This window comes from Alphaproteobacteria bacterium (assembly GCA_019635875.1).
In the GTDB taxonomy this organism is placed as follows: Bacteria; Pseudomonadota; Alphaproteobacteria; order Reyranellales; family Reyranellaceae; genus JAFAZJ01.
Genome location: JAHBYP010000009.1, coordinates 84,244 through 108,660 on the forward strand (window position 1 = coordinate 84,244; position 24,417 = coordinate 108,660).

Sequence of the window (24,417 nt, forward strand, 5' to 3'; positions counted from 1 at the left end):
GCGCTCGGAATGACATCTCCAGGGAGGGCACCATGTCCGCAGCACGAAAGGCGCGCGCCGTCGGCTTCAATCATGTCGCGCTCGAAGTCGGCGACATCGAGGAGGCGCTGGCCTTCTACGGGCGTCTGTTCGAGTTCAAGCTTCGCGGCAAGGACGCTACCTCGGCCTTCATCGATCTTGGTGACCAGTTCCTTGCGCTGCAGAAGGGCCGCAGGCAGGCGCCCGACGACGGCCGTCACTTTGGCCTGGTCGTCGACGACAAGGACGCGGTCCGTAAGGCACTGGCCGATGCCGGCATCAGCCCGCTGCCGGGTCCCTTCCTCGATTTTCTCGATCCCTGGGGCAACCGGATCGAGATCATCGGCTACGACAACATCCAGTTCACCAAGGCGGCGAACGTGCTGCGCGGCATGGGACTGGCGCATCTGTCGAAGAACGAGAACGCGATCAACGAGCTCAAGGAGAAGGGCATGACGCCGGACTGAGGTTCCGCGCCGGGCTCGAAGGACGGTTCGGAAGGGAGAGACGATGACCAAGGTGAAGATCTACGGCTCGCCGCAGTCGCGCGCCGCCCGGGCGCTGTGGTGCGCACGCGAATGCGGCGTCGAGCACGAACACATCGTGCTCGACATGAAGTCGGTCAAGGATCCCGAGTTCCTCAAGGTCAACCCCAACGGCAAGATGCCGGCGATGATCGACGGCGATCTCGTGCTGTTCGAGTCGATGGCGATCAACCTCTATCTGGCGAAGAAGTACGGCGGCGCGCTGTGGCCCTCGTCGGTCGAGGGTGAGGGTCTCGCCTACCAATGGTCCTTCTGGGGCATGACCGAGATCGAGCGCCATCTGCTGACGATCGTCGTCGACGCCTTCATGACGCCGCCCGACAAGAAGAACCCCAAGGCCGTGGAGGACGCCAAGGCGGCGCTGCAGAAGCCGCTGGCCGTTCTCGGCGATACGCTGAAGGGCAAGCAGTACCTGCTGGGCGACACCTTCACCATCGCCGACCTCAACCTCGCCTCCGTCATGGGCTGGGCCAAGCTGGTGAAGCTCGACATGACGGGCCACGGCGACGTCGCCAACTGGCTCGACCGCTGCCTGTCGCGCCCGGCATTCCGCGGGAAATAGGGCCTACTCGGCCGGCTGTGCCACCGCAGCCGGCTCGCGCCTGCGCTCGCCGCCGGGCAGCAGCAGCGACACCAGGCCCATGGCGACGGCGGCGACGGCGAGGCCGAGGAACAGCCAATCGAGGTCGCCGGTGCGCTCCTTGACCCGCGCGATCAGCCAGATCGCCAGCGGGCCGGCGCCGAAGGCGACGATGAACTTCGCGCCGAAGCCCAGGCCGTGGAATCGGCTGGGCGTGTAGCGCGCGATCATCAGATTCTCGACCGGGCCGGTGGCCGAGCTCAGGATGGCGGCGATCACCGCGCCCGACAGCACGATCAGGCCGCCGCCCTCCGCCACCATCAGCATGGCGAAAGCCGCGAGACTGGTGGCGATGACGTAGATCGCCTTCAGCGGATAGCGGTCGAGCACGCGCTGGCCCATGACGTACTGGGCGATGCCCGACAGCACGTAGATCATCGACATGGCCAAGCCGACCCAGAGCACGATCTGGGTTTCGACGCCGAAACTCATGAAGAAGCCGCGGATGGCGTCGATCTCGCCCGTCAGGCGGCCGGAGAACAGCAGGCCGGCGCCATAGAGCATGGCCTGCCACTGCACGCCGCCGACGAACATGGTGACCGAGAGGATGATGAAGACGCGCCAGAATGCGCTGCGGCCGGCCTGCACGCCGGGCATAGGCGGCATCGGCCGGTCGCCGACGGCACCCGCGCGCCAATGGTACCAGAGCGCCGTCGCCAGCCCGAGGCAGACCAGGCCGGGCACGATGAAGGCGGCGCGCCACGAATGCAGGCTGATCAGCACCGCGGGGAAGACGCCGTAGAGCGCCAGGCCGGCGCTGCCGAACAGGCCGTTGACGCCCATGGCGTGGCCCTGGCGCGAGGCGGTGCGGATCACCCAGGCAATGCCGACCGAGTGATAGATCGAACCGAACAGGCCGATGCCGCCCAGCGCGATGCCGAGCATCAGCGTGTCGCCGGTCGGCACGAGGCCGCAGGCGATCGAGCTCAGGCCTAGCCCCACTAGCATGACCACGATCATGCCCGGCGCGCTCCAGCGGTCGCTCAGCCAGCCCGCCGGCAGCGCGCCGACGCCGAGCAGGATGGCGGCCGGCGCGTAGAGCTCAAGCAGCTGGTGGTCGGCGATGTTCCAGCTCAGCGCCAGCGACACCACGATCACCGAGTAGAACGCGGTCATCAGGTGCATCAGCGCGTGGCTGAGCGAGGAATAGAGCAACGTCAGCCGCTCGCCCGGCATGGCAAGGCTCGGCAATGGCGCGGCGATCGACATGGGCGGACTCGGGGGGCGGCAACTACGCGTAGGGGGCCGCACCATCTGCCCAAAACCGTGCAACCGCAACCGGTGCACGTGCATTCCGGCCCTTCTCAGATCGCCGAGGACGGGTCGGTCTCGGACTCGATCCATTCCAGGAAGCCGGGATGGCCGTCGCTGACTGGCCGCGCCACGATGCACGGCAGCTCGTAGGAGTGCAGCTCGATCACGCGCTCCCGCAGGTCGTCGAAGCGCTCCTCGACCGTCTTGGCGATCAGTACCACCTCGCGGCCGCTCTGCACGCTGCCCTGCCAGCGGAACACCGAGCGCACGCCGTCGAAGATGTTGACGCAGGCCGCCAAGCGTTCGTCGACCAGGGCCTGGGCGATCCTCTCGGCCTCGGCGACATCGCCGGCGGTCATGTAGACGGACAAGACTTGGGACATGGCGCGCTCTTGGACCTACCACATGCAGCGAATCCGGAAACGGGATGAGGTCAAGTTATATTTCCGTTCCTTTTCAGATAGTTGTGGATTATTCTTACAGATGGGGTGGCTGGCTCCAGGGCCGGACGCGGGGGTTCTAGACTATCATGGCAAGCGCCGCTCAAGTTCTGAGATTTGAGGATAGAAAAAGTCCTCAAGATATTGATATTCCGACAGAACGTGACATCACGTTTCTCCGGCGCGGGCTCAACCAGGCCGGCGGCAAGCTGCCGCTGTTCGATCTCGACGGCCAGGCCTTCGAGCCTGACATGATCCGTCGCTGCATCGCGCTGGGCTGGGCCGAACCGTGGTTCCGCAACCCCACGAAGCCGGACTGGCTGGTGTGCAAGCTGACCTCGGAAGGCCGGCTGATCGCCGAGAAGGGCTGACGCCGCTTCGGCGAAGTTGGTCGGGGCGGCGGGATTCGAACCCACGACCCCCAGTCCCCCAGACTGATGCGCTACCGGGCTGCGCTACGCCCCGACCGTGGGCGGTACTTAGCGCTTCCCGCCCCCGCTTTTCAACGCTGCTGAAACCCCAAAATGACAGACGCCGCCGGGGAGACTTCCGGCGGCGTCCGATTTCAGGATACAGGCGAGCTGATCAGTGCTGGCCGTGCAGCGTGCGGCGCAGCAGCTCGAGCGCGTTCTGCAGATCGTCGAGCACATTCTCGATCTCGCGGCGCTTGCCGCCGTCGAGCTTGGCGGTGGGACGCGGCAGGGCAACGTTGGTCGCCGGCTGCGGGCCGGTGCGCGGCATCGAGCGCACGTCCGCGTCGACCGGCATGAGACGGCCGGTCTCGCCCTCCTCGCGCGCCGCCAGGCGGCCACGGCCCTCCTTCAAGAGGCGCTGCACGCCCTTGATGGTGTAGCCGTCGTCGTAGAGCAGCGAGCGGATGCGACGCAGCAGATCGACGTCCTCCGGGCGATAGTACCGCCGGCCCCCACCGCGCTTGAGCGGGCGGACCTGGCTGAACTTGCTCTCCCAGAAACGCAGGACGTGCTGCGGCACGTCGAGTTCTGTAGCGACTTCGCTAATCGTTCGGAACGCGAGCGCCGACTTCTCGACGCGGCGCTCCATCCCCTGAGCGCTGACAATGACCATTATTCACCTTCCACATCATCATTGCTTATCGGTACATTATTGATGCGTGCTTTGAGCACGTTAGACGCGCGGAAGACGAGGACACGCCGCGGCAGGATTGGAACTTCCTGTCCGGTTTTTGGATTACGGCCGACCCGCTGACCCTTGTCGCGAACCGAAAAGCTCCCGAAGGATGAAATCTTCACCGTCTCGCCGCGGGCGAGCGCGTCGGCAATCTCACCGAGGATCACCTCGACAAGATCCGCCGACTCGTTACGGGACAGACCCACTTCCTGGAACACCGACTCGCTGAGATCAGCGCGGGTGATCGTCCGTTGATCCATTCAGCCTTCCCCTTCCCCTCTTAAACCATAGTGTAAGAAGAGCTCGCGGTCAACATCACAACACGAGCTTAAGCATTGAAATTACGGCGGGATTAGGGGGCTGTTTCAGCCGAAATGAAAGCGGAAACCTGCAATCGACGTGACATTAAATGCAGTCGAATCGGGCATTTAGAAATTGCCATTAACCTGAAACATTATGCGTGGGCGCAGGTCGGCATGCTGAAGTTCATGCGGAGGATAAATTGTCTTCTCCACACCGGCGGCCGACTTCGGCGCGGCGGCTAAGCCTACCAGCGAACCAGGCTGGCGCCCCAGGTCAGGCCGCCGCCCATGGCCTCCAGCAGCAGCAGGTCGTCGCGCTTGATCCGGCCGTCCGAGACCGCGGCCTCCAGCGCCAGCGGGATCGACGCCGCCGAGGTATTGGCGTGGTGGTCGACGGTGACCACGACCTTGTCGGCCGCCAGGCCGAGCTTCTTGCCGGTCCCGTCGATGATGCGCTTGTTGGCCTGGTGCGGCACCAGCCAGTCGATGTCCGAGGCCTGAAGCCCGACCTTGCCCATGGTCTCGCCGACCACCGCCGCCAGGTTGGTCACGGCGTGCTTGAAGACCTCGCGGCCCTGCATGCGCACGAAGCCGGCGGTGCCCGTGGTCGAGGGACCGCCATCGACATAGAGCAGGTCGTGGTAGCGGCCGTCGGAGTGCACCGTGCTCCACAGGACGCCGCGATCCGCGGCCGTGCCCGTGCCCTCGCCCGCCTTCAGCACCACGGCACCGGCGCCATCGCCGAACAGCACGCAGGTGGCGCGATCGTTCCAGTCGAGGATGCGCGAGAAGGTCTCGGCGCCGATCACCAGGGCGGAGCCGGCCATGCCGCCCTTGATCATGTTGTCGGCGACCGACAGCGCGTAGATGAAGCCCGAGCACACCGCCTGCACGTCGAAGGCGGCGCCGCGATGCATGCCCAGGGTCGACTGCACCTTGGTGGCCGTGGCCGGAAAGGTCTGGTCGGGCGTCGCCGTGGCCAGCACGATGAGGTCGAGGTCGGCCGCCTTCATGCTGGCGCGGCTGAGCGCCTGGTCGGCCGCCTTGATGGCGAGATGCGAGGTGAACTCGCCCTCGGCGGCGATGTGGCGCGAGCGGATGCCGGTGCGCTGGACGATCCACTCGTCGGAGGTGTCGACCTTGCGCGCCAGCTCGTCATTGGTCATGACGCGCTCGGGCAGATACGCCCCGCAACTCTCGACGATCGACCGGATCATGGCGTGCCCGTTCCTCCGGCCACCGCCACCACAGGCTCGGCCATTTCGGCGTCCACAATCTCGCGCAGCTTCTTCAGATCGCCTACGACCTTGTCGTTCAAATTGTATTTCACAAGATCAACGGCCACGCTGATGGCATAGGCGAAGCCCAGCGCGTCGGTGCCGCCGTGGCTCTTCACGCACACGCCGTTGACGCCCAGGAACACGGCGCCATTGTAACGCCGCGGATCGACCCGCTTGCGCAGCTTGGTCCAGGCGCCCGAGGCCAGCACATAGCCCAATTTGGCCAGCGTCGAGGTCTTGAAGGCGTCGCGCACGAAGCCGGTATAGAGCTTGGCTGTGCCCTCCATGGCCTTGAGCGCCACATTGCCGGTGAAGCCATCCGTGACCACCACGTCGACGGCACCGGCGCCGATGTCGTTGCCTTCGATGAAGCCGTGGAAGCGCACCGGCGAGCCCTCGGCCTTGAGCATGGCGGCGGCGTCGCGCAGGGTCTCGTTGCCCTTGCCCTCCTCCGAGCCGACATTCAGCAGGCCAACGCGCGGCTCATCCAGGCCCAGCACGGTGCGGGCGAAGACCGAGCCCATCACGGCGAATTCGGCGAGGTTGTTGGCGTCGCACTGCATGTTGGCGCCGAGGTCCAGCATCACCGTCTCGCCGCGCACCGTCGGCAGCAGCGAGGCCATGGCCGGCCGGCGCACGCCCGGCAGGGTGCGCAGCATGACGCTGGTCGAGGCCAGCAGCGCGCCGGTATTGCCCGCCGAAACGATGCAGTCGGCCTTGCCGTCGGCGACGGCGTCCAGCGCCATGCCCATGCTCGAGGTGGCGCGCTTGCGCAGCGCCTGCCGGGGCGTGTCGTCGTTGGTGACGACGTCCTCGGCCGGCACGATCTCGCAGCAATCCTTGAGCCAGCGCACGCGCTTGACCAGGTCGGCCAGCCTCGTGGCCGGGCCGAACAGTCGGAACGCGATGTCGGGATGGCGTTCGCGGGCGATGCCGGCGCCGCGGACGACCATGTCCGGCGCCAGGTCGCCGCCCATGCCGTCGAGCGCGATGACGATCTTTCGCGTCACGTCGGCCGTCGCCGGACGGAAATCAGCCGTTGGCCGCCTTGGCGACCACCTCGCGCTTGCGGTAGTAGCCGCAGGCCTCGCAGACGTGGTGCGGCCGCATCAGCTCGCCGCAATTGGCGCACTCCACGAACGCCTGGCCTTCGAGGGCGTGATGCGACCGGCGCATGTTGCGGCGAGACGGGCTCACCTTCTTTTTGGGAACAGCCATTCTGAATCTCCGTGGCGGGCCAGGGCGTCAACGCCGGCCTCGACAATCCGGGGGCAGGTCGCGAGGGCGCTTTCCTAGCCAAAATGCGACAGTGCGGCAAGCGCTTTGCCGCCCGGCCCTCCCCTCATTCCCGCCCCTTCAGGCGGCTCTTGAGCCCCTCCAGGGCAGCGAAGGGGTTGGGCCTGGCATCGCCCGGTTCCGGGGCAGGTTCATAGGTCGCCCCGGGCGCCCGGGGAAAGGGGTCGAGCGCCAGCGACAGGTGGTCGGCGACGATGGCGCCGACGTCGATCGTGTCGCCCTCCAGCGGCTCCGGGGCGTCGGGATCGTCGACGCCACCCCCCGCCCCGGCGGCGAAGCGCAGATCGAACGTCTCGTCGATCGCCTGGGGCACCGGCTCAAGGGTGACGACACAGGCCTGCACCACCTCGGCGCGCAGCCGGCCAGACACCGTCCAGACGCCCCCCACCCCCGGCCGGACACTCACCTGGGCCTGCAGCGCCGGCAGGTCCAGCAGCTCGAAGCGCCTGGCCAGAGCGGCGCGCTCTGCGTCGTTGGCCTGCACGTCGATGTCCATGCCGCGCGCCGGCACTCTCTCGAGCCGGACGAGGCGGCTCAGCTCCTCGGGCGGGGCGGTCATGCGTGTCTCCCGGGCATCGGCCAGTCGATATTGCCGGCCAGCAGCGCCGCGCCGTCGATCTTTTCCAGGCTGCCCAGCGTATCGGCGACGTAACGCGTCAGCGATGCCAGGGCGTCGCCGTTCGCCGGGGTCTTGCCGAAGACGTTGCGCTGCAGGGCCTCGCCCAACCGGCTGTCGTCGCCGGCCAGCCAGGCCTCCCGGAATGCCCCGGCCCGGCCCTGAAAGCCTTCGGCCATGCGCTTGATCCGCCGGCCGACGCCGAGATCCTGCGCGCCCATCTCCCGTACCGTTAGATCGAGATGGCCGAACATGGTGTCGAACAGCGCCTGCTTGAGCGGACCGCTTCCGGGCTCGGCGTCGAGGCGGTGCATGACCATCCAGGCGTGCAGCACCAGCAGGTCGAAGCGGCCGTCGACCGTGTCGGGCACGCCGAGCTCGGCGTAGAAGGCCGGCGCACGCGCCTGGGTGGCGAGGGCGGCATAGAGCCCGGCAAGGCTCTGCCGTTCCTTCGCCCGGCGGCGGAAAACACCGAACATCGCCCTTCGCTCCCAGTGGCGGAAATGAACCGGCGGATCTGAACCTGGCGGAATTGACAGGCCGGCGCTCCGTCGGCAATTTGACGCCGTACCGGCCCCTCGCCTCCGGTCGTTTAGGACAGCCCGTCAAGGGGTTCAAGCCGATGAAGATTCGACAGATCGCCGCGACTCTCACCGTGGCGTTGCTGACCGCGGCCTGCGGCCAGATCGTCGACCAGCGCGGCCACCAGCCGGTGCCGGGCACGATCGAGAAGCTCGAGGTCGGCGCCCAGGGCCGCGACGACGTGCTGCGCCTGATGGGCAGCCCCTCGACCATCGCCACCTTCGGCGACGAGGTCTGGTACTACATCTCGACCAGGAACGAGAGCACGGCCTTCCTGCCGCAGCGCGTGATCGAGCAGCGCGTGGTCGCCATCAGCTTCGGCGGCGACGGCCGCGTGCGCGAGATCAAGCAATACGATCTCAAGGACGGCCGCCAGGTCGAGATGGTGGCGCGCAAGACACCGACCTCGGGCAAGGAGCTCACGATCGTCGAGCAGATCCTCGGCAACGTCGGCAAGTTCAGCGCGCCGAAGAAGCAGGTGCCCGGCGCGGGCGGCCCGGGCAGCGACTACTAGCCTCCGATGGTCACCGGTTTCGTCTGGGACGAGCGCTTCGTCTGGCACGACAGCGTCAATATCGCCGCGACCTATCCCCCCGAGGCGCTGTTCGAGCCCTTTCCCAGCTTCGAGTCGCCGGAGACCAAGCGGCGCATCAGGAACCTGCTCGAGGTCAGCGGCCTGCTGGCCCGGCTCACCCCGATCGCCGCGCGTCCGGCCACCGAGGCCGAGATCCTGCGCGTGCACGACGCCGCCTATGTCGAGCGGCTGAAGGCCGCCGAACTGCAGGTCTACGGCGAGGTCGGCCCGCGCACCCGCGTCGGTCCCGGCACCTACCAGATCGCCAGGCTCGCCGCCGGCGGCGCCATCGAGGCGGTCGACGCGGTGCTTTCCGGCAGGGTGCGCAACGTCTACGCCCTGATCCGCCCGCCCGGCCACCATGCCGAGCGCGATGTCGGCATGGGCTTCTGCTACCTGTGCAATGGCGCCATCGCCGGCAGGCATGCCATGGAAGCGCATGGCCTCAAGCGCATCGCCTATGTCGACTGGGACGTCCATCACGGCAACGGCACGCAGCAGGCGTTCTGGCGCGATCCGCGCGCGCTCACCATCTCGCTGCACCAGGAGCAGCTCTTTCCCGTCGACTCCGGCTATGTCGACGATGTCGGCGAAGGCGACGGCGCGGGCTTCAACATCAACATTCCCCTGCCCGCCGGCTCGGGCCACGGCGCCTACCTGCACGCCTTCGATCGCGTCGTGCTGCCGGCCCTGCGCCGCTTCCAGCCCGAGCTGCTGTTCGTCTCCAGCGGCTTCGACGCCGGCAACCACGATCCGCTGGGCCGCATGATGCTGCATCCCGGCAGCTACCGCGAGATGACCGCGCGCCTGATGGCGATCGCCGACGAGTGCTGCGGCGGCCGGCTGGTGATGACGCACGAAGGCGGCTACGCGCCGGCCTCGGTGCCCTACCTGGCGCTGGCCACCATCGAGCGCATGAGCGGCGCCAATGCCGGCGTCGCCGATCCCTTCGAGCCCGCCTGGTCGAAGGTCCCCGGCCAAGCCCTGCACGCGCACCAGGAGAGCGCCGTGCAGGCGGTGGTCGACAAGTTCGCGGCGCTGGGTCGACTGTAGAGCGACGAGCGATAAGTCAACCGCACCTGTCATCCCGAGCGCAGCGAGGGATCCAGGCAGGTTCCCTGGATCCCTCGCTGCGCTCGGGATGACAGGTGGGTCTGATTGACCGCTCAATGCTTTAGGCGCTGTGAGGGATTGTGAGGGGAACCTGCATATGGACCGTCCGCGCGCGCGACGGCGTTAACCCGACCAAGCCTCACAATCCCTCACACCCGGCCTTACCTTGGGAGGGGTGAAGGATGGTGAAGGATTTTCCCATATCGACCGTCCGCGCGCGTTACGTCGATTAGCCGATAAAGGTTCACCATCCTTCACCCCTTCGGCTGGTCGTCAAAGCAAAAGCCCCGGCGGATCGCTCCGCCGGGGCTTGTCGCTTTCAGGTGCTGCGCGCGATCAGTGCGCCAGCGCGGCGAGCAGCAGGAGCGCCACGATATTGGTGATCTTGATCATCGGGTTCACGGCGGGGCCCGCCGTGTCCTTGTAGGGGTCGCCGACGGTGTCGCCGGTCACGGCCGCCTTGTGCGCGTCCGAGCCCTTCATGTGCTTGACGCCGTCCTTGTCGACGAAGCCGTCCTCGAACGACTTCTTGGCGTTGTCCCAGGCACCGCCGCCGGCGGTCATCGAGATCGCCACGAACAGGCCGGTGACGATCACGCCCAGCAGCATCGCGCCGACCGCCGCGAAGGCGTCCGCGGGGCCGGCGATCCAGCGCACGACGACGAACAGCACGATCGGCGACAGCAGCGGCAGCAGCGACGGGATGATCATCTCCTTGATCGCCGCCTTGGTGAGCATGTCGACGAGGCGGCCGTACTCGGGCTTCACGCCCTCCTTGCCCTCGCGCAGGCCGGGAATCGACTTCAGCTGCCGGCGCACCTCCTCGACCACCGAGCCCGCGGCCTTGCCGACCGCTGTCATGCCCATGGCGCCGAACAGGTACGGCAGCAGGCCGCCCAGCAGCAGGCCGACCACGACGTACGGGCTGGTCAGCGAGAAGGTCACCGCCTGCACGCCCAGCTTGCCCTGGGCGATGAAGTACTCGAGATCGGCGGTGTAGGCGCCGAACAGCACCAGCGCGCCAAGGCCGGCCGAGCCGATCGCGTAGCCCTTGGTGACCGCCTTGGTGGTGTTGCCCACGGCGTCGAGCGCGTCGGTGTTCTTGCGCACCTCCTTGGGCAGGCCCGACATCTCGGCGATGCCGCCGGCGTTGTCGGTGACCGGACCGTAGGCGTCCAGCGCCACGATCATGCCGGCGAGCGACAGCATCGCCGTGGTCGCGATGGCGATGCCGAACAGGCCGGCCAGCAGGTAGCAGATGATGATGCCGGCGCAGATGATCAGGGCGGGCAGCGCCGTCGCTTCCATCGACACCGCGAGGCCCTGGATCACGTTGGTGCCGTGGCCGCTGACCGAGGCCTGGGCGACGGACTTCACCGGCTTGTAGTCGGTGCCGGTGTAGTACTCGGTGACCCAGACGATCAGGCCGGTGACGACGAGACCGACCAGGGAGCACCAGAACAGGCTCATGCCGGTGAAGGTCGAAGTGCCGACGGTGAGCTGGGTGCCCATGCCGACGATGTAGGCCGTGACCGGGTAGAACGCGATCGCCGACAGGATGCCGGTGGCGATCAGGCCCTTGTACAACGCCCACATGATGCGGTTGTCGGAGCCCAGCTTCACGGCGTAGGTGCCGATGATCGAGGTGATGATGCAGGCGCCGCAGAGCGCCAGCGGATAGAGCATCATCGCCGCGGTGGCTTCCTTGAAGAAGATCGACGCCAGAACCATGGTCGCGACCGTGGTCACGGCGTAGGTCTCGAACAGGTCGGCGGCCATGCCGGCGCAGTCGCCGACATTGTCGCCGACGTTGTCGGCGATCGTCGCGGGGTTGCGCGGATCGTCCTCCGGGAAATCCTCCTCGACCTTGCCCACGAGATCGGCGCCGACGTCGGCGCCCTTGGTGAAGATGCCGCCGCCCAGACGGGCGAAGATCGAGATCAGCGAGGCGCCGAAGCCCAGCGCCACCAGCGAGTCGATCAGGATGCGATGGTCGACCTTGGCGGCCAGCAGCACGTAGTAGTAGACGGCGACGCCCAGGAGCGCGAGGCCGGCCACCAGCATGCCGGTGACAGCGCCCGCCTTGAACGACAGATCGAGGCCCGCCGCCAGGCTCTTCTGCGCGGCGACCGCCGTGCGCACGTTGGCGCGTACCGAGACGTTCATGCCGATGAAGCCCGCCGCGCCCGACAGCACGGCGCCGATCAGGAAGCCGATCGCCGGCCAGACGCCGAGCGCGATGCCGAGCACGACCAGCACGACCACACCGACGATGGCGATGGTCGTGTACTGGCGCCGCAGATAGGCGCTGGCACCCTCCTGGACCGCCAGCGAGATCTCCTGCATGCGCTTGGTGCCGGCATCGGCGGCCATCACCCCGCGCCCGGTGACGAGGCCGTACAGCACGGCCAGCACGCCGCAGCCGATCACGGCCCAGAGGATGTTCGACATGGTCTTTCCCGTAGTTTCGAGGCGCTCAGGACGGCGCCCGTTGAACGATCACGCGCCGACGAGGACCGCACTGGAGCCGCAGCCGCTCTGTGACCGCCGCTGTCCCCCCGGATCGAAGGCGGGCGATACATGCCAGACCATGCCCGGCGACGCAATCGATTCGCTCACGATTTCAAGGCGATGAGGGCTCGCTCGCATCGCGCATCTGCTCTTCCCTTTCTCCGCTGGCAGGGAAAGATGCCCGAAGCACGGATGGGGACGGCCGGCATTGCGGTCAGTCACGACGGTCGGTGGTGTCGCACGAGCCACCGCCATCCGCCGCTTCGCGCCGCCTTCCCTCGTCCGCGGGGGAAGGTGGTCACATAACCAATTGATCTATCATCGAATTCCCGCCGGCAAGGCTCCCGGCTTCAGGCGCAGCCAGACGATCGCGGCCAGGGCCACCCCGACCAGCGGCAGGGCGAGGTAGTTCAGCGCGCTCCAGCCCCAGACCTGCTGCAGGATGCCGGCCATCAGGCTCGATGCCGCCGTGGTGCCGAAAACCAAGAAGTCATTGAGCGCCTGCGCCTTGCCCTTCTCGGCCGGGCGGTAGGTCGTCGTCACCAGGGTGGTGGCGCCGACGAACATGAAGGCCCAGCCGACGCCCAGCACACTCGAGCCGATGTGGAAGTTCCAGATGTCGATACCGGCCAGCGAGATCGCGAGCGAGAGCGCCAGCAGCGCCGTTCCCGTCAGCATCACCCGCGTCACGCCGAAGCGGCCGATCAGGTGCCCTGTGAAGAATGCCGGCACGAACATGCCCATGACGTGCCAGAAGATGGTGACCGGCGCGAGATTGGCGTCCAGCCCGCAGGCGACGATCGCCAGGGGCGTCGCCGTCATCAGGAAGGACATCACGCCGAAGGCGATCATCGCCGCCGTCACCGCCACGAGGTAGGTCGGCTGCAGCGCGATCTCCGACAGCCTGCGTTGCGGCCCGCTGACCTGCTCGACTTTGACCGGCGGGAACTCGATCAGGCGCAGCACCAGGAAGGCCACGGCGTGCAGCACGATCAGCGCCATGTAGGTGGCGAGGAACTGGTGCGGCAGCAGGTCGGGCGTGAGCCGCGCGATGCCCGGTCCGAGGATCGCGGCGGCCACACCGCTGGCGGTGACGTAGGAGATCGCCTTGGCGCGATCGGCCGGCGCCACCAGCTCGGTGGCGGCGAAACGATAGAGCTGCATGTTGGCCACGGCATAGCCCAGCACGAGGCCGCCGGCGCACAGCAGCGGGAAGTTCGCGAGGTAGATCGCCAGCGTGCACAGCAAGCCACCCAGCATGCCGACGAGCGCGCCGAGGCCGAAGCCCACCGGTCGGCCGTAACGCTGCCCCATCAGCGCCGCCGGAAAGATCGACAGCATGACGCCGAGGTGCTGCATGGTGATCGGCAGGGTGGTCCAGTAGAAATCATTGCCGGCGATGGTCTTGGCCGCCAGCGCCGTGGCCGAGATCACCAGCACGTTGCCGCTTTGCGCCAGTGCCTGGCAGACGACGAGCAGCAGGACATTGCGCACGGCCCGCGAGGGGGCGCGGCCGGCGGAGAGGGCTTCAGTCATGGTGCGCGGACCTTAGGCACGGCCGCTTCGCGCACAAGCGCGATATTGTTCAGGCCGTCTCGTGAATCGGCCGATTGCCTTGGTCCAACCTTCCCCCGGAGGGGGAAGGTGCCCGAAGGGCGGAAGGGGGATGTCGAAGACGGACACCGGCTTCGTTGAGACATCCCCCCATCCGGCGCTGCGCGCCACCTTCCCCCTCCGGGGGAAGGTGGCGACCAAGCCTCTAAAGCGACGAGCCCGAATTCGGCGCCGCCCTGGATCCCTCGCTGCGCTCGGGATGACAGGTGGGTCCGATTGACCGCTCGATGCTCCAGCAGCTCAGGTCGTCGGCCTGGCGATCGAGCCGGTCCAGTGCGCGCGCGTCTGTTCCCATGTCGGCACTGGCCGTTCTTCATAGGGCCTGTCCCAGTGGTCGACATTGCTTTGATCAATGATTGTCGAGGGCAGCATGATCTCCCTGGGGACCGTCTCGCCGCGCAGATACCGCGCGGCCGCCTCGACCGACAACTCGCCGAACGCCAACGTGTCGAACGACGCCGTCGCCAGCATCGTGCCGGACCTGATGGCGGCAACGGCCTCGGGCGTTCCGTTGATGCTGGCGACCGGAAACGTCCGGCCGCTTTCCCCGAGCGCGTCGATGACCCCCAGGGCCATCATGTCGTTGGCGACGAGCATGCCGTCGATCCTGGCGTGCCGTCGCAACACCTCCTGTGTCGCGGCACGAGCCGGCTCGCGCAGAAGGTAGCCGCAGACCGCCTCTACGATCCGGATGCCGGGATACCTTGCGGCGGCATCGACAAATCCCTTGTGGCGCTCGGGGCTGGCGATCGCGCTGGGCGTGCCGTCCATGATGACGATCTCTGCGGAGCCACCGAGATGGTCGAACAGATGGCTCGCGATATCGCCGGCCATCCGGACGCTGTCGGTCGCGACATAGTTGACCCAGCTACTCGTCATCGGCTTGCTGACGATGTGGAACACGGGGATGCCGAGCGCATCGGCCTCCCCGATCGCGTCGTTCAGCGCGCTCTCGTGCGCCGGCAGCAGGACGATGGCCGAGGGCCTCGCGGCCACCACCTGCCTGATCAGCATACGCTGCTCGTCGATGTCGTCGGGAACGGCCGGCGCCGCGCTGCGAAGCGTCAGGCCGAAGCGGGCAGCGGATTTCGCGGCGCCGACCAGGGCACCACCATAGGCCGGGTTGACCCTGTTCTTCATAATGACGACGATGTCCGCGGCCATGCCTGCGTCTCCCGCGGGCCGCTGGGACGACGACTCAGCGCTTCCGGTCCTGATGATACTCAGGATCACGCGCGGCGACACGACCTCGCAGCGGGCCGTCAGCTCTTCGATTCGATGCGCGGGCATGTCGTAGTGCGGCCAGCGCCCGGCGTGGAACCAGCCACGCGACAGGCGAAGATCCTGCGCCATCACGTGCAGGTTATCGACGCTGTACGGCAGGCACACGATGTGGCGGGAACGATCGCAGAGATAGCGCAGCCGGATCATGTGCGGCCGAGCCGGCTGGTCATCTCGAGCAAAGCGAGGGATCCAGTGCTCGCCGAGATCCCCCGCTTCGCTACAGGGGCCGCAGACGGCCCCGGGGATGACAGAAGCCGGAACATGCTCTACCGGTGACGGTAGCTGGTTCTCTCGAGCGACATCGGCTTGCCGCCCTGCATGGCTGTCACGCCCCTGCCCGCCTCGATGCGGCCGATCTCGGTGAGCGGCACGCCGACCTCCCGGGAGAGCTCGGCGAGTGCCTCTCGTGCCGAAGCCGGCGCCGTGAACAGCAGCTCGTAGTCGTCGCCGCCGCTGATCGCCAGACGCAGCAGCGAGGCATCGCGATCGATCGCGCGACGCGCCGGATCCGACAGCGGCACGCGCTCGACGTCGATCGCCGCTGCGACCGCGGATCGCGCGCAGATGTGGCCAAGGTCGCCGATCAGCCCGTCGGACACGTCCATGCATGCGCCGACGAGACCGCGCAGGCGCGGGCCAACGACCGTGCGCGGCTGCGGCAGCAGGTAGCGCGCGGCCAGGGCGGCGCCATCGTCGCCGCCAGCGCCTTCGAGCTCGCCCTTGCTGGCGCGCAGGCCCAGCGCACCGTCGCCGATCGTGCCGCTGACGAACACCGCGTCGCCGACCTTGGCGCCGGCGCGGCCCAGCGACTGCCCGGTGGGCACCACGCCCAGCGCCGTCACCGAGATGGTCAGCGGCCCGGGCGTCGACACCGTGTCGCCGCCCGTCAGGTCCATGCCGTACTCGCGCTGGTCGAAGGCGAGGCCGTCGCAAAACGCGGCCAGCCAGGCATCGTCGATGTCGTCGGAAAGCGCCAGCGCCAGCTGATAGGTCCAGGGACGGCCGCCCGCGGCGGCGACGTCGGAGACGTTCACCCTGAGCGCCTTGCGCGCGATCAGGTCGGGCGGATGATGCGCGAGGAAATGCACGCCGCAGACCAGGGCGTCGGTCGTCACCACGATCTCGTGGCCGGCCGGCGGCGACAGATGCGCGGTATCATCGCCCAACCCTTCTGCGCCGGGCACGCCCGAGGCCAGCGGCCGCAACAGGCGCGCGATGAACTCGAACTCGCCCAGGCGCTCGCGGGCCATCGCCGTCAGCCGCCGTCCGGCGTCGTCGCCTTGCCGGCGGGCGTCTCGAATTCCGCGGCCCGCAGGCGGCGCGCGATGCGGTCCAGCGTCACGTTGACGAAGGCCGGCTCGCCGCCGGCGAAGAATTGCTGGGCGACATCGACGTACTGGGCGATGGTGACGCGTGCCGGCACGTCGTTGCGGCGGTCGAGCTCGTAGATGCCGGCGAGCAGGATGGCGCGCAGCAGCTTGTCGATGCGCTCGACCGTCCAGGTGTCTCGCAGGTTCTCGGCGATGGTCCTGTCGTACTCCTCGCCGCGCTTGGAGGCGCCGGCCACGACTTCCTGGAAGAAGCTGCGGTCGGCGTCGGCCGACATGCCACCCTCGCCGTCCTCGCGGCTGCGGAAGCGCAGGAACTGCGTCACGACCTCGCGCGGCTCGTCGTTGCCCTGCAGCCACTGGAACAGCGCCTGCACGGCCGCGACGCGCGCCAGGCCGCGCCTGCGCGCCATGTCGTCCGATAGCTTGTGCGTGGCCATCAGGCCTCGCCGTATTTGTGGCGCAGTCCGATCATCGAGATGCAGGCATAGGCCACATCGCCGCCTTTGTCCTGCTCATTGCGTCGCGCGCGCACCCATGCCTGCTCCTCGTTCTCCACCGTGAGCACGCCGTAGCCGATCGCCAGCCGGCGCTGCACCGAGAGGTCCATCAGCCCGCGCGCGCTCTCGCCGCAGACGTAGTCGTAGTGGCTGGTCTCGCCGCGTATCACGCAACCCAGCGCAACGTAGCCGTCGTACTGCCGGCCGCCGGCGCCGGGACGGCCGGCGGCGATGGCGATGGCGCCGGGCAGCTCGAAGGCGCCGGGCACGGCGATGCGCTCCCAGGTGCCGCCATGGTCGCGGATCACGGCGATCGCGCCCTCGGCCAGCTCGTCCGCGAGCTCGGCATAGAAGCGCGCCTCGACGATCAGCACGTGCGGCGCTCGCGACAGGGCGATGCGCGGCCGGGCGGCGCCCTCGCGTGCTGCCATGATCAGTCTCCCCCGCCCTTGGTGGGCAGCGGCCGCTGGCCGACGATCTCCAGGCCGAAGCCCTCGAGACCGACGATGTTGCGCTTGGTGTTTGTCAGGAGCGTCATCTGGTTGATGCCGAGATCGAGCAGGATCTGCGCGCCGACGCCGTAGTCGCGCAGCTCGCCGGTCGGCGGCTCGACCTTCTCGCCGGCGCGCCGGCGGTTGATGGCGAGCTGCACCGCGATCGGCTCGCGGATCAGCACCAGCACGCCCCGGCCCTCCTCGGCGATGATGCGCATCGCGCCCTCGATCTCGCCGCCGCGGCCGGTGATCTTCTCGCCCAGTATGTCGGTGAACAGGTTCATCGCATGAACGCGCGCCAGCACCGGCCCGCCGGTCGCGACATCGCCCTTCACCAGCGCGACGTGCTGCGCGAGCGTCGCCTTGTTGACGTAGACGATGACGCGGAACTCGCCGCCGACATGGCTGTCGAGCGTCGTCTCGGTGACGCGCTTGACGATCGAGTCGTACTTGCGGCGATAGGCGATCAGGTCGGAGATCGTGCCGATCTTCAGGCCGTGCATCTGCGCGAAGCGGATCAGGTCGTCGCGGCGCGCCATGGTGCCGTCGTCGTTCATGATCTCGCAGATCACCCCCGCGGGGGCGAGGCCGGCGAGCCGCGCCAGGTCGACCGCGGCCTCGGTATGGCCGGTGCGCTCCAGCACGCCGCCCTCGCGTGCCAGCAACGGGAAGACGTGGCCCGGGGTGACGATGTCGCGCGGCCCGCAGCTGGGATCGATGGCCACGGCGACCGTGCGCGCGCGGTCGGCGGCGGAGATGCCGGTGGTGACGCCCTCGCGCGCCTCGATCGAGACGGTGAAGGCGGTCTGGTGGCGCGTGCCGTTGTTCTGCGCCATCAGCGGCAGGCCGAGCTCCTCGACGCGCTTGCCGGTGAGCGCCAGGCAGATCAGGCCGCGGCCGTAGCGCGCCATGAAGTTGATCGCCTCGGGCGTGGCCATCTGTGCGGGGATCACGAGGTCGCCCTCGTTCTCGCGGTCCTCGTCGTCGACGAGGATGAACATCCGGCCGCGTCTGGCCTCCTCGATGATCTCGTCGGCCGGCGCCTTCATCTCCGAGAAGGTGACGCGCCACGGCTCCTTGCCGACCATCGTCATGACGATCTCCCCTCGAGCTGGCGCGCAACGTATCGCGCCAGCATGTCGACCTCAAGATTCACCGGATCGCCGGCGTGCGCCGTGCCGAACGTCGTCTCGCGCTGGGTGTGCGGAATGATGTTGACGCCGAAGCGCGAACCGTCGACCTCGTTGATGGTCAGCGACACGCCGTCGATCGCCACCGAGCCCTTCGAGGCGATGAAGGCCGACAGCGCGGTCGGCGCCTCGAAGACGTAGCGCAGGCTGCCGCCCTCCGGCGTGATCGAGCCGATGCGGGCGACGCCGTCGACATGGCCGTAGACCAGGTGACCGCCCAGCTCGTCGCCGAACTTCAGCGAGCGCTCCAGGTTGATGCGCCGGCCGACCGTCCAGGCGCCGAGCGTGGTCTTCGACAGCGACTCGCCCGAGACATCGACCGTGAACCAGGAGCGGCCGTTCGCCTTGCCCTTGGTCGTCACCGTCAGGCAGCAGCCCGAGCAGGCGATCGAGGCGCCCAGATCGACGCCGTCCATGTCGAAGCGCGTGGCGATGGTGAAGCGCAGATCGCCGGACTGGCCGCCCGGCACGACCGAAGTGACCTCGCCGATGTCGGTGATGATGCCCGTGAACATGGCGGGAACCTAATGACCTCGCGCCCAGGTTTCCAGCGCGTCGGCGCCGATTTCCTGTAGCGATTGCCTTGTGTACCGCCGTGCGAGCTCGAGCCTTTCCAGCCCGTAGCCGGCCACCGCCGCCAGCCCGTCGCCGCCGATCACCAGCCCCGCCCGGAAGATCGCCAGCCGGTCGACCAGGTCGGCGGCCACAAGCGAGGCCGCCAGCCTGCCGCCGCCCTCGACCAGCACCCGCGTCAGGCCGCGAGCGCCGAGCGCGGCCAACGCCGCCGGCAGGTCGACGGTGCCGGACGGCGTGGCCGGCACCTTGACGATCTCGACGCCGGCGTCGGCGAGCGCGGTCGTCTCCGCGCCTTCGGTGCAGACCAGCCACACCGGCACCCGTCCTGCGCCAGCGACCATCTTGCAATTGCGAACTAATCGCGCCTTGCTGTCGACGACGACGCGGACCGGCGAGCGCCCGGCCAGCCCCGGCAACCGGCAGGTCAGCTCCGGGTCGTCGGCCAGCGCCGTGCCGATGCCGACGATGATGGCGTCGTGCGTGGCGCGCAGCAGCTGGCCGCGCGCCCGCGCCTCCTCGCCGGTGATCCACTTGCTCTCGCCGCCGCCCGTGGCGATGCGCCCGTCGAGAGATGTCGCAAATTTAAGGGTCACCAGCGGCCGGCCTTCGCGGACGCGCAGGAAGAAGCCGGCGTTGAGCTCGTCGGCCTCGGCCTTGCGCACACCCTCGACTACGGCGATGCCGGCATCGCGCAGGCGCTTCAGGCCGCCGCCGCCGACGCGCGGGTCGGGATCGCCGGTGGCGACGACGACGCGCGCCACCCCGGCCTCGACCAGGGCATCGGCACAGGGCGGCGTGCGGCCGTGATGCGAGCAGGGCTCGAGGCTGACATAGGCGGTCGTGCCCGCCAGATCGCGGCCCGCCTGGCGCGCCGCCTCGATCGCCGCCGCCTCGGCATGCGGCCGTCCGCCGGGCGCCGTGCGGCCGCGCGCCACCACCCTGCCCCGGTCGACGAAAACGCAGCCGACCGTCGGGTTGGGCCAGGTCTCGCCCATCCCCCGGCGCGCCAGCGCCAGGGCCATGCCCATGAATGCCGCATCGTCGGTCATGCCGGCACCGCATCGTCCGCAGGCGGCAGGTGGTCGAGCCCGGCGTGGTTCAATCGCTGTCGATCTCGTTGAGGTCGCTGACGAAATCCTCGAAGTCCTTGGCCTCGCGGAAGTTCTTGTAGACCGAGGCGAAACGGACATAGGCGACGGGATCCAGCGCGCGCAGCGCGTCCATCACCAGCTCGCCGATCTGCGTCGAGGCGATCTCGCTCTCACCCGAGCTTTCCAGGCGCCGCACGATGCCGTTGACCACGCGCTCGATGCGCTCGGGATCCACGGGGCGCTTGCGGCAGGCGGTGACGATCGAGCGCGCGAGCTTGTCGCGGTCGAAGGCGACCCGCTGGCCGTTCTTCTTGATCACGGTAAGCTCGCGCAGCTGCACGCGCTCGAAGGTCGTGAACCGCGAGCCGCAGGCCGGGCAATAGCGCCGGCGGCGGATCGCGGAATTGTCCTCGGTGGGACGCGAGTCCTTCACCTGGGTGTCGTCATTGCCGCAGAACGGACAACGCATTCGAATCCCCCGTTACATCCCTGTTGCCTGGTGGCCTTGTGATGGCCGCTCAGGCGCCCCCGTAGATCGGGAAGCGGCGGCAGAGCTCGAGCGCCTTGCCGCGCACTTCCTGCTCGACGAGGCGATTGCCCTCGACGCTGTTCGCCGACAGCCCGTCGAGCACGTCGGCGATGAGGTTGCCGATCTGACGGAACTCGGCCGGCCCGAAGCCGCGCGTCGTGCCGGCCGGCGAGCCCAGCCGGATGCCCGAGGTCACCGTCGGCTTCTCCGGATCGTTGGGGATGCCGTTCTTGTTGGTGGTGATGCCGGCGCGGTCGAGCGCCTTCTCGGCCAACGTGCCGGTCGTGCGCTTGGCGCGCAGGTCGACCAGCATGACGTGGCTGTCGGTGCCGCCGGAGACGATCGCCAGGCCGCGCTCGATCAGCGACGCCGCCAGCGCGCGTGCGTTCTCGACCGTGCGGTGGCCGTAAGTCTTGAACTCGGGCCGCAGCGCCTCGCCGAACGACACCGCCTTGGCGGCGATGACATGCATCAACGGCCCGCCCTGCAGGCCGGGGAAGACGGCGGAGTTGATCTTCTTGCCCAGCTCCGAATCGTTGCTGAGGATCATGCCGCCGCGCGGACCGCGCAGCGTCTTGTGCGTCGTCGTCGTCACGACATGCGCGTGCGGCAGCGGGCTGGGATAGGCGCCGGCGGCAACCAGGCCGGCATAGTGCGCCATGTCGACCATGAAGAAGGCACCGATCTCGTCGGCCACCCTGCGGAAGCGCGCGAAGTCGATGGTGCGCGAATAGGCCGAGGCACCGGCGAGGATCACCTTCGGCCTGTGCTGGCGCGCCATCGCCTCCATCCGCTCGTAGTCGATCAGCTGGGTATCGGGCTTCACGCCGTAGGACACGACGTTGAACCACTTGCCCGACTGGTTGACCGGCGAGCCGTGGGTGAGGTGGCCGCCCTCGTTGAGCGACATGCCGAGAAAGGTGTCGCCCGGCTTCATCAGGGCGAAGAACACCGCCTGGTTGGCCTGCGCGCCGGAGTGCGGCTGGACATTGGCGAAGGCGCAGTCGAACAGCTTGCAGGCACGCGAAATCGCCAGCGCCTCGACCTTGTCGACCTCCTCGCAGCCGCCGTAGTAGCGCCGTCCCGGATAGCCTTCGGCGTACTTGTTGGTCAGCACCGAGCCCTGCGCCTCGAGCACCGCCCTCGAGACAATGTTCTCGGAGGCGATCAGCTCGATCCAGTCGCGCTGGCGGTGGAGTTCGCCATCGAGCGCGTGCTTGACCTCGGGATCGGTCGCGCCGAGGCCGGCGGAAAAGAAACGGTCGTCGAGGATCGTGGCGTTCATGACGCGCTCCGTGACAGCTTGCCGACCCGGGCGGCATGGCGGCCGCCGTCGAAGGGGGTATCGAGGAAGACGCGCAGGCAGTCGCGGGCGACTTCCGGCCCGATGAGCCGGGCGCCCAGCGCCATGACGTTGGCGTCGTTGTGCTGGCGGGCCAGGCGCGCGCTGGTGACGTCGTGGACGACGGCGGCGCGCACCGATGATTCGCGGTTGGCGGCGATGGAGATGCCGATGCCGGTGCCGCAGACCAGCACGCCCCGGCCCGCCTTGCCGTCGCGGATCGCCTCGGCCAGAGCGCGACCATAATCGGGATAGTCGACGGACTGCGTGGAATGGACACCCAAGTCGAGCACCTCCTGGCCCGCCGCCTGAAGGTCCCCCTTCAGCAGCTCCTTCAATTCGAAGCCGGCGTGATCCGACGCCATTACTATGGTTTGCGCGGCCATCGGCGCGAACGACCCATTACTGTACCCGGAAGGGCACCGATACCATATCTCGCGCGGCCCCGCCAACCTCGCACAAGCACTTGTTGGATAACGGGTAGTCCATTGAAATCGCGGAGAAAAAAGAACGGCCCGGCGATCACCCGCCGGGCCGCTTCGCAATCTATCCGTAGTGGCCTACTTGGTCGACGGGTAGGACTTGCCGTCCTTCCAGACATAGATGTCGTAGACCGGATTCTTGATGTCGCCCTTGGCGTCGAACTCCAGCGGGCCGACCGCGGAGTCCCACTTGCCGGAGCGCAGGGCGGCAGCCACGGCGTCCGGCGCGATCGACTTCGCCTTGTTGGCGGCGTCGGCCCAGACCTTGATCGCGGCATAGCTGAAGAGCGTGTAGCCCTCCGGGTTGTACTTGGCGTCGCGGAACTTCTTCACCAGCGCGGCATTGGCCGGGAAGTCCTCGGCCTTGGGCGGGAAGGACATCAGCACGCCGTTGGTGGCGGCGCCGCCGAGCTGGCCGAACTCGGCCGTCTCGAGCGAGTCGAAGCCGATCATCTGCGCCGCCAGGCCCTGCTCGCGCGACTGCTTGATGATCAGCGCGCCGGCGGTGTGATAGCCGCCGAGCACGATGATGTCGATCCGCGCCTGCTTCATCTTGTTGATGAGCGCGGTGAAGTCCTTGTCGGTGTCCGTATAGGCCTCGTACATCGCCTCGCGCGTGCCGCCGTTGTTGAGCGCCTTCTTGGTCTCGTCGGCGACGCCTTTGCCGTAGGGCGACTTGTCGTGCAGGATCGCGACGCGCTTGCCCTTGTGATACTTGTTGATGTACCCGCCGACCGTCACGCCCTGGACGTCGTCACGGCCGCAGACGCGGAACAGCGTCGTGTTGCCCTCCTTCGCCGCGTCCTCGGTGAGGCGCGGATTGGTCGAGGCCGGGCTGATCTGCAGGATGCGAGCCTCCCGGTAGATCTTGGAGGCCGGTATCGACGAGCCGGAGCAGAAATGGCCGGCGACGAACGCCACCTTGTCCGACACCATCTTGTTGGCGACGGCCGTGGCCTGCTTGGGATCGCAGGCGTCGTCGCCGATGATCAGCTCGAGCTTCTGGCCGTTGACGCCGCCGGCCGCATTGATGTCGGCGATCGCCATCTGCGCGCCGCGGCGCAGCTGCTCGCCGAAGGCGGCGTACTGGCCGGTCATCGGACCCGCCGAACCGATCTTGATCTGCGCCCAGGCGCTGCCGCCCAGCGCGACGGCGACCGCGGTCGCCGTCCCCAATGTGATGACCCAGCGCTTCATCGGATCTTCTCCCTTTTGCCTCTCCCACGCCCCGAGGGGCGACTGACGGAACCTTAGTTCGCCCGGCGAGCGCCGCCAAGCGCGGAGCGGCCTCAACCCCCAGGCTTGTCGCGCCAGCCGAACAGCCCGTCGCGCTGGTGCAGCCAGGGATACTGAGCCACCATCATCGCCGCGCGCGTCGCGCGATGCATGGCGAGCCCGGCGATGGCGAGTATCGCCCAGGCCAGCGCGAAGCCGATCGGCGCCCACAACTCGCCGTTGGACAGCGCATAGTCGGCGAAGCGATGGGTCGCCGCCAGCATCGCCGAGTACAGCACGACCTGCCAGCCCGGCTGCCACGTGATCGCGACGCTGCGCCCGGTGATCAGCGTCGCAGGCAAGGCCAGCAGCACCAGGGTGAGCAGCCAGCTCCACGGTGTGTTGCCCAGCCAGGGCAGGAACTCGCTCATGCGCAGCTCATGCCCTTCTCC

General features: G+C 68.1%; 28 protein-coding genes and 1 tRNA gene. 5 read left to right on the plus strand and 24 right to left on the minus strand.

Going from position 1 to position 24,417, the window contains the following annotated elements:
• The first annotated feature begins 32 nt into the window (after positions 1–32).
• On the plus strand, positions 33–485 hold the full coding sequence (locus KF889_25835; protein ID MBX3502881.1) for a VOC family protein: 453 nt from the start codon (positions 33–35) through the stop codon (positions 483–485).
• A 43-nt stretch (positions 486–528) separates the two neighbouring features.
• A complete protein-coding gene (locus KF889_25840) occupies positions 529–1,125 on the plus strand; it encodes a glutathione S-transferase family protein (protein ID MBX3502882.1) in 597 nt (198 codons plus the stop codon).
• Positions 1,126–1,128: 3 nt separating this feature from the next.
• Here the strand turns inward: KF889_25840 and KF889_25845 are convergent, their stop codons facing one another.
• Together KF889_25845 and KF889_25850 are read right to left on the minus strand one after the other, a co-directional pair.
• Positions 1,129–2,412 carry an MFS transporter gene (locus KF889_25845; protein MBX3502883.1) on the minus strand — a complete coding sequence of 428 codons (1,284 nt, stop codon included), beginning with the start codon at positions 2,410–2,412 and terminating at the stop codon, positions 1,129–1,131.
• Between the two features lie 95 nt (positions 2,413–2,507).
• Positions 2,508–2,840 (minus strand): divalent-cation tolerance protein CutA, encoded by a 333-nt coding sequence (locus KF889_25850; protein ID MBX3502884.1) that lies wholly within the window; start codon positions 2,838–2,840, stop codon positions 2,508–2,510.
• A gap of 200 nt (positions 2,841–3,040) precedes the next feature.
• Here KF889_25850 and KF889_25855 point away from each other — a divergent pair, with 200 nt between their 5' ends.
• Entirely contained in the window at positions 3,041–3,268 is a 228-nt protein-coding gene (locus tag KF889_25855) for a hypothetical protein (GenBank protein ID MBX3502885.1), read from the plus strand.
• A gap of 17 nt (positions 3,269–3,285) precedes the next feature.
• Here KF889_25855 and KF889_25860 read toward each other — a convergent pair.
• The 8 genes from KF889_25860 to KF889_25895 form a co-directional block, all read right to left on the minus strand.
• Positions 3,286–3,362, minus strand: a tRNA-Pro gene (locus tag KF889_25860).
• A gap of 120 nt (positions 3,363–3,482) precedes the next feature.
• On the minus strand, positions 3,483–3,959 hold the full coding sequence (locus tag KF889_25865; protein ID MBX3502886.1) for a MerR family transcriptional regulator: 477 nt from the start codon (positions 3,957–3,959) through the stop codon (positions 3,483–3,485).
• Between the two features lie 23 nt (positions 3,960–3,982).
• Positions 3,983–4,306: an integration host factor subunit alpha gene (locus KF889_25870; GenBank protein MBX3502887.1), complete on the minus strand. Its 324-nt coding sequence runs from the start codon at positions 4,304–4,306 to the stop codon at positions 3,983–3,985.
• A gap of 287 nt (positions 4,307–4,593) precedes the next feature.
• Positions 4,594–5,565 (minus strand): ketoacyl-ACP synthase III, encoded by a 972-nt coding sequence (locus tag KF889_25875; GenBank protein MBX3502888.1) that lies wholly within the window; start codon positions 5,563–5,565, stop codon positions 4,594–4,596.
• Positions 5,562–6,638, minus strand: a complete 1,077-nt coding sequence (gene plsX / locus KF889_25880) for a phosphate acyltransferase PlsX (GenBank protein ID MBX3502889.1) — start codon at positions 6,636–6,638, stop codon at positions 5,562–5,564. Before plsX ends, KF889_25875 begins: the two co-directional genes overlap by 4 nt.
• A 22-nt stretch (positions 6,639–6,660) precedes the next feature.
• Positions 6,661–6,846: a 50S ribosomal protein L32 gene (gene rpmF / locus KF889_25885; protein ID MBX3502890.1), complete on the minus strand. Its 186-nt coding sequence runs from the start codon at positions 6,844–6,846 to the stop codon at positions 6,661–6,663.
• Between the two features lie 124 nt (positions 6,847–6,970).
• The gene (locus KF889_25890) at positions 6,971–7,483 is read right to left on the minus strand and encodes a DUF177 domain-containing protein (protein ID MBX3502891.1); all 513 of its coding nucleotides are present in this window, start codon (positions 7,481–7,483) and stop codon (positions 6,971–6,973) included.
• Positions 7,480–8,019 carry a ubiquinol-cytochrome C chaperone family protein gene (locus KF889_25895; GenBank protein MBX3502892.1) on the minus strand — a complete coding sequence of 180 codons (540 nt, stop codon included), beginning with the start codon at positions 8,017–8,019 and terminating at the stop codon, positions 7,480–7,482. The genes KF889_25890 and KF889_25895 overlap by 4 nt, the downstream gene beginning before the upstream one ends.
• Positions 8,020–8,162: 143 nt before the next feature.
• Between KF889_25895 and KF889_25900 the strand changes: the two genes are divergently transcribed.
• Positions 8,163–8,636 carry an outer membrane protein assembly factor BamE gene (locus tag KF889_25900; GenBank protein ID MBX3502893.1) on the plus strand — a complete coding sequence of 158 codons (474 nt, stop codon included), beginning with the start codon at positions 8,163–8,165 and terminating at the stop codon, positions 8,634–8,636.
• A 6-nt stretch (positions 8,637–8,642) separates the two neighbouring features.
• The gene (locus KF889_25905; GenBank protein MBX3502894.1) at positions 8,643–9,749 is read left to right on the plus strand and encodes a class II histone deacetylase; all 1,107 of its coding nucleotides are present in this window, start codon (positions 8,643–8,645) and stop codon (positions 9,747–9,749) included.
• A gap of 396 nt (positions 9,750–10,145) precedes the next feature.
• On the opposite strand, the gene KF889_25910 is transcribed toward KF889_25905, so the two are convergent.
• From KF889_25910 to KF889_25975, 14 genes are all read right to left on the minus strand, one after another.
• A complete protein-coding gene (locus tag KF889_25910) occupies positions 10,146–12,260 on the minus strand; it encodes a sodium-translocating pyrophosphatase (protein MBX3502895.1) in 2,115 nt (704 codons plus the stop codon).
• Between the two features lie 378 nt (positions 12,261–12,638).
• On the minus strand, positions 12,639–13,856 hold the full coding sequence (locus KF889_25915) for an MFS transporter (GenBank protein MBX3502896.1): 1,218 nt from the start codon (positions 13,854–13,856) through the stop codon (positions 12,639–12,641).
• Positions 13,857–14,174: 318 nt separating this feature from the next.
• Positions 14,175–15,365 (minus strand): substrate-binding domain-containing protein, encoded by a 1,191-nt coding sequence (locus KF889_25920; protein ID MBX3502897.1) that lies wholly within the window; start codon positions 15,363–15,365, stop codon positions 14,175–14,177.
• Between the two features lie 119 nt (positions 15,366–15,484).
• Complete coding sequence (thiL, locus tag KF889_25925) at positions 15,485–16,468, minus strand: thiamine-phosphate kinase (GenBank protein MBX3502898.1); 984 nt, start codon at positions 16,466–16,468, stop codon at positions 15,485–15,487.
• 5 nt (positions 16,469–16,473) lie between these two features.
• Positions 16,474–16,986 carry a transcription antitermination factor NusB gene (gene nusB, locus KF889_25930; GenBank protein MBX3502899.1) on the minus strand — a complete coding sequence of 171 codons (513 nt, stop codon included), beginning with the start codon at positions 16,984–16,986 and terminating at the stop codon, positions 16,474–16,476.
• The gene (locus KF889_25935) at positions 16,986–17,477 is read right to left on the minus strand and encodes a 6,7-dimethyl-8-ribityllumazine synthase (GenBank protein MBX3502900.1); all 492 of its coding nucleotides are present in this window, start codon (positions 17,475–17,477) and stop codon (positions 16,986–16,988) included. Before KF889_25935 ends, nusB begins: the two co-directional genes overlap by 1 nt.
• Positions 17,478–17,479: 2 nt before the next feature.
• Positions 17,480–18,628: a 3,4-dihydroxy-2-butanone-4-phosphate synthase gene (gene ribB / locus KF889_25940; GenBank protein MBX3502901.1), complete on the minus strand. Its 1,149-nt coding sequence runs from the start codon at positions 18,626–18,628 to the stop codon at positions 17,480–17,482.
• 2 nt (positions 18,629–18,630) lie between these two features.
• On the minus strand, positions 18,631–19,245 hold the full coding sequence (locus KF889_25945; protein MBX3502902.1) for a riboflavin synthase: 615 nt from the start codon (positions 19,243–19,245) through the stop codon (positions 18,631–18,633).
• Between the two features lie 9 nt (positions 19,246–19,254).
• Entirely contained in the window at positions 19,255–20,355 is a 1,101-nt protein-coding gene (ribD, locus tag KF889_25950; GenBank protein ID MBX3502903.1) for a bifunctional diaminohydroxyphosphoribosylaminopyrimidine deaminase/5-amino-6-(5-phosphoribosylamino)uracil reductase RibD, read from the minus strand.
• A gap of 49 nt (positions 20,356–20,404) precedes the next feature.
• Positions 20,405–20,866 (minus strand): transcriptional regulator NrdR, encoded by a 462-nt coding sequence (gene nrdR / locus KF889_25955; GenBank protein MBX3502904.1) that lies wholly within the window; start codon positions 20,864–20,866, stop codon positions 20,405–20,407.
• A gap of 49 nt (positions 20,867–20,915) precedes the next feature.
• Positions 20,916–22,211, minus strand: coding sequence for a serine hydroxymethyltransferase (locus KF889_25960; protein ID MBX3502905.1), 1,296 nt, complete (start codon positions 22,209–22,211; stop codon positions 20,916–20,918).
• Positions 22,208–22,654, minus strand: a complete 447-nt coding sequence (gene rpiB, locus KF889_25965) for a ribose 5-phosphate isomerase B (protein MBX3502906.1) — start codon at positions 22,652–22,654, stop codon at positions 22,208–22,210. The genes KF889_25960 and rpiB overlap by 4 nt, the downstream gene beginning before the upstream one ends.
• A 174-nt stretch (positions 22,655–22,828) precedes the next feature.
• Positions 22,829–23,947: a branched-chain amino acid ABC transporter substrate-binding protein gene (locus KF889_25970; protein MBX3502907.1), complete on the minus strand. Its 1,119-nt coding sequence runs from the start codon at positions 23,945–23,947 to the stop codon at positions 22,829–22,831.
• A gap of 92 nt (positions 23,948–24,039) precedes the next feature.
• Positions 24,040–24,396 (minus strand): hypothetical protein, encoded by a 357-nt coding sequence (locus KF889_25975; protein MBX3502908.1) that lies wholly within the window; start codon positions 24,394–24,396, stop codon positions 24,040–24,042.
• Between the last annotated feature and the right edge of the window lie 21 nt (positions 24,397–24,417).

What these genes read in the sequence shown, in the direction of transcription:
- nusB (MBX3502899.1), bottom strand. Translation starts at nt 16,986, where the DNA reads ATGGCCACGCACAAGCTATCGGACGACATGGCGCGCAGGCGCGGCCTG.
- ribD (MBX3502903.1), bottom strand. Translation starts at nt 20,355, where the DNA reads ATGACCGACGATGCGGCATTCATGGGCATGGCCCTGGCGCTGGCGCGC.
- thiL (MBX3502898.1), bottom strand. Translation starts at nt 16,468, where the DNA reads ATGGCCCGCGAGCGCCTGGGCGAGTTCGAGTTCATCGCGCGCCTGTTG.
- KF889_25910 (MBX3502895.1), bottom strand. Translation starts at nt 12,260, where the DNA reads ATGTCGAACATCCTCTGGGCCGTGATCGGCTGCGGCGTGCTGGCCGTG.
- KF889_25905 (MBX3502894.1), top strand. Translation starts at nt 8,643, where the DNA reads ATGGTCACCGGTTTCGTCTGGGACGAGCGCTTCGTCTGGCACGACAGC.
- KF889_25845 (MBX3502883.1), bottom strand. Translation starts at nt 2,412, where the DNA reads ATGTCGATCGCCGCGCCATTGCCGAGCCTTGCCATGCCGGGCGAGCGG.
- KF889_25870 (MBX3502887.1), bottom strand. Translation starts at nt 4,306, where the DNA reads ATGGATCAACGGACGATCACCCGCGCTGATCTCAGCGAGTCGGTGTTC.
- rpmF (MBX3502890.1), bottom strand. Translation starts at nt 6,846, where the DNA reads ATGGCTGTTCCCAAAAAGAAGGTGAGCCCGTCTCGCCGCAACATGCGC.
- rpiB (MBX3502906.1), bottom strand. Translation starts at nt 22,654, where the DNA reads ATGGCCGCGCAAACCATAGTAATGGCGTCGGATCACGCCGGCTTCGAA.
- KF889_25900 (MBX3502893.1), top strand. Translation starts at nt 8,163, where the DNA reads ATGAAGATTCGACAGATCGCCGCGACTCTCACCGTGGCGTTGCTGACC.
- KF889_25895 (MBX3502892.1), bottom strand. Translation starts at nt 8,019, where the DNA reads ATGTTCGGTGTTTTCCGCCGCCGGGCGAAGGAACGGCAGAGCCTTGCC.
- KF889_25865 (MBX3502886.1), bottom strand. Translation starts at nt 3,959, where the DNA reads ATGGAGCGCCGCGTCGAGAAGTCGGCGCTCGCGTTCCGAACGATTAGC.
- KF889_25960 (MBX3502905.1), bottom strand. Translation starts at nt 22,211, where the DNA reads ATGAACGCCACGATCCTCGACGACCGTTTCTTTTCCGCCGGCCTCGGC.
- KF889_25935 (MBX3502900.1), bottom strand. Translation starts at nt 17,477, where the DNA reads ATGGCAGCACGCGAGGGCGCCGCCCGGCCGCGCATCGCCCTGTCGCGA.
- nrdR (MBX3502904.1), bottom strand. Translation starts at nt 20,866, where the DNA reads ATGCGTTGTCCGTTCTGCGGCAATGACGACACCCAGGTGAAGGACTCG.
- KF889_25835 (MBX3502881.1), top strand. Translation starts at nt 33, where the DNA reads ATGTCCGCAGCACGAAAGGCGCGCGCCGTCGGCTTCAATCATGTCGCG.
- KF889_25890 (MBX3502891.1), bottom strand. Translation starts at nt 7,483, where the DNA reads ATGACCGCCCCGCCCGAGGAGCTGAGCCGCCTCGTCCGGCTCGAGAGA.
- KF889_25920 (MBX3502897.1), bottom strand. Translation starts at nt 15,365, where the DNA reads ATGATCCGGCTGCGCTATCTCTGCGATCGTTCCCGCCACATCGTGTGC.
- ribB (MBX3502901.1), bottom strand. Translation starts at nt 18,628, where the DNA reads ATGGTCGGCAAGGAGCCGTGGCGCGTCACCTTCTCGGAGATGAAGGCG.
- KF889_25970 (MBX3502907.1), bottom strand. Translation starts at nt 23,947, where the DNA reads ATGAAGCGCTGGGTCATCACATTGGGGACGGCGACCGCGGTCGCCGTC.
- KF889_25945 (MBX3502902.1), bottom strand. Translation starts at nt 19,245, where the DNA reads ATGTTCACGGGCATCATCACCGACATCGGCGAGGTCACTTCGGTCGTG.
- KF889_25915 (MBX3502896.1), bottom strand. Translation starts at nt 13,856, where the DNA reads ATGACTGAAGCCCTCTCCGCCGGCCGCGCCCCCTCGCGGGCCGTGCGC.
- KF889_25875 (MBX3502888.1), bottom strand. Translation starts at nt 5,565, where the DNA reads ATGATCCGGTCGATCGTCGAGAGTTGCGGGGCGTATCTGCCCGAGCGC.
- KF889_25975 (MBX3502908.1), bottom strand. Translation starts at nt 24,396, where the DNA reads ATGAGCGAGTTCCTGCCCTGGCTGGGCAACACACCGTGGAGCTGGCTG.
- KF889_25840 (MBX3502882.1), top strand. Translation starts at nt 529, where the DNA reads ATGACCAAGGTGAAGATCTACGGCTCGCCGCAGTCGCGCGCCGCCCGG.
- KF889_25850 (MBX3502884.1), bottom strand. Translation starts at nt 2,840, where the DNA reads ATGTCCCAAGTCTTGTCCGTCTACATGACCGCCGGCGATGTCGCCGAG.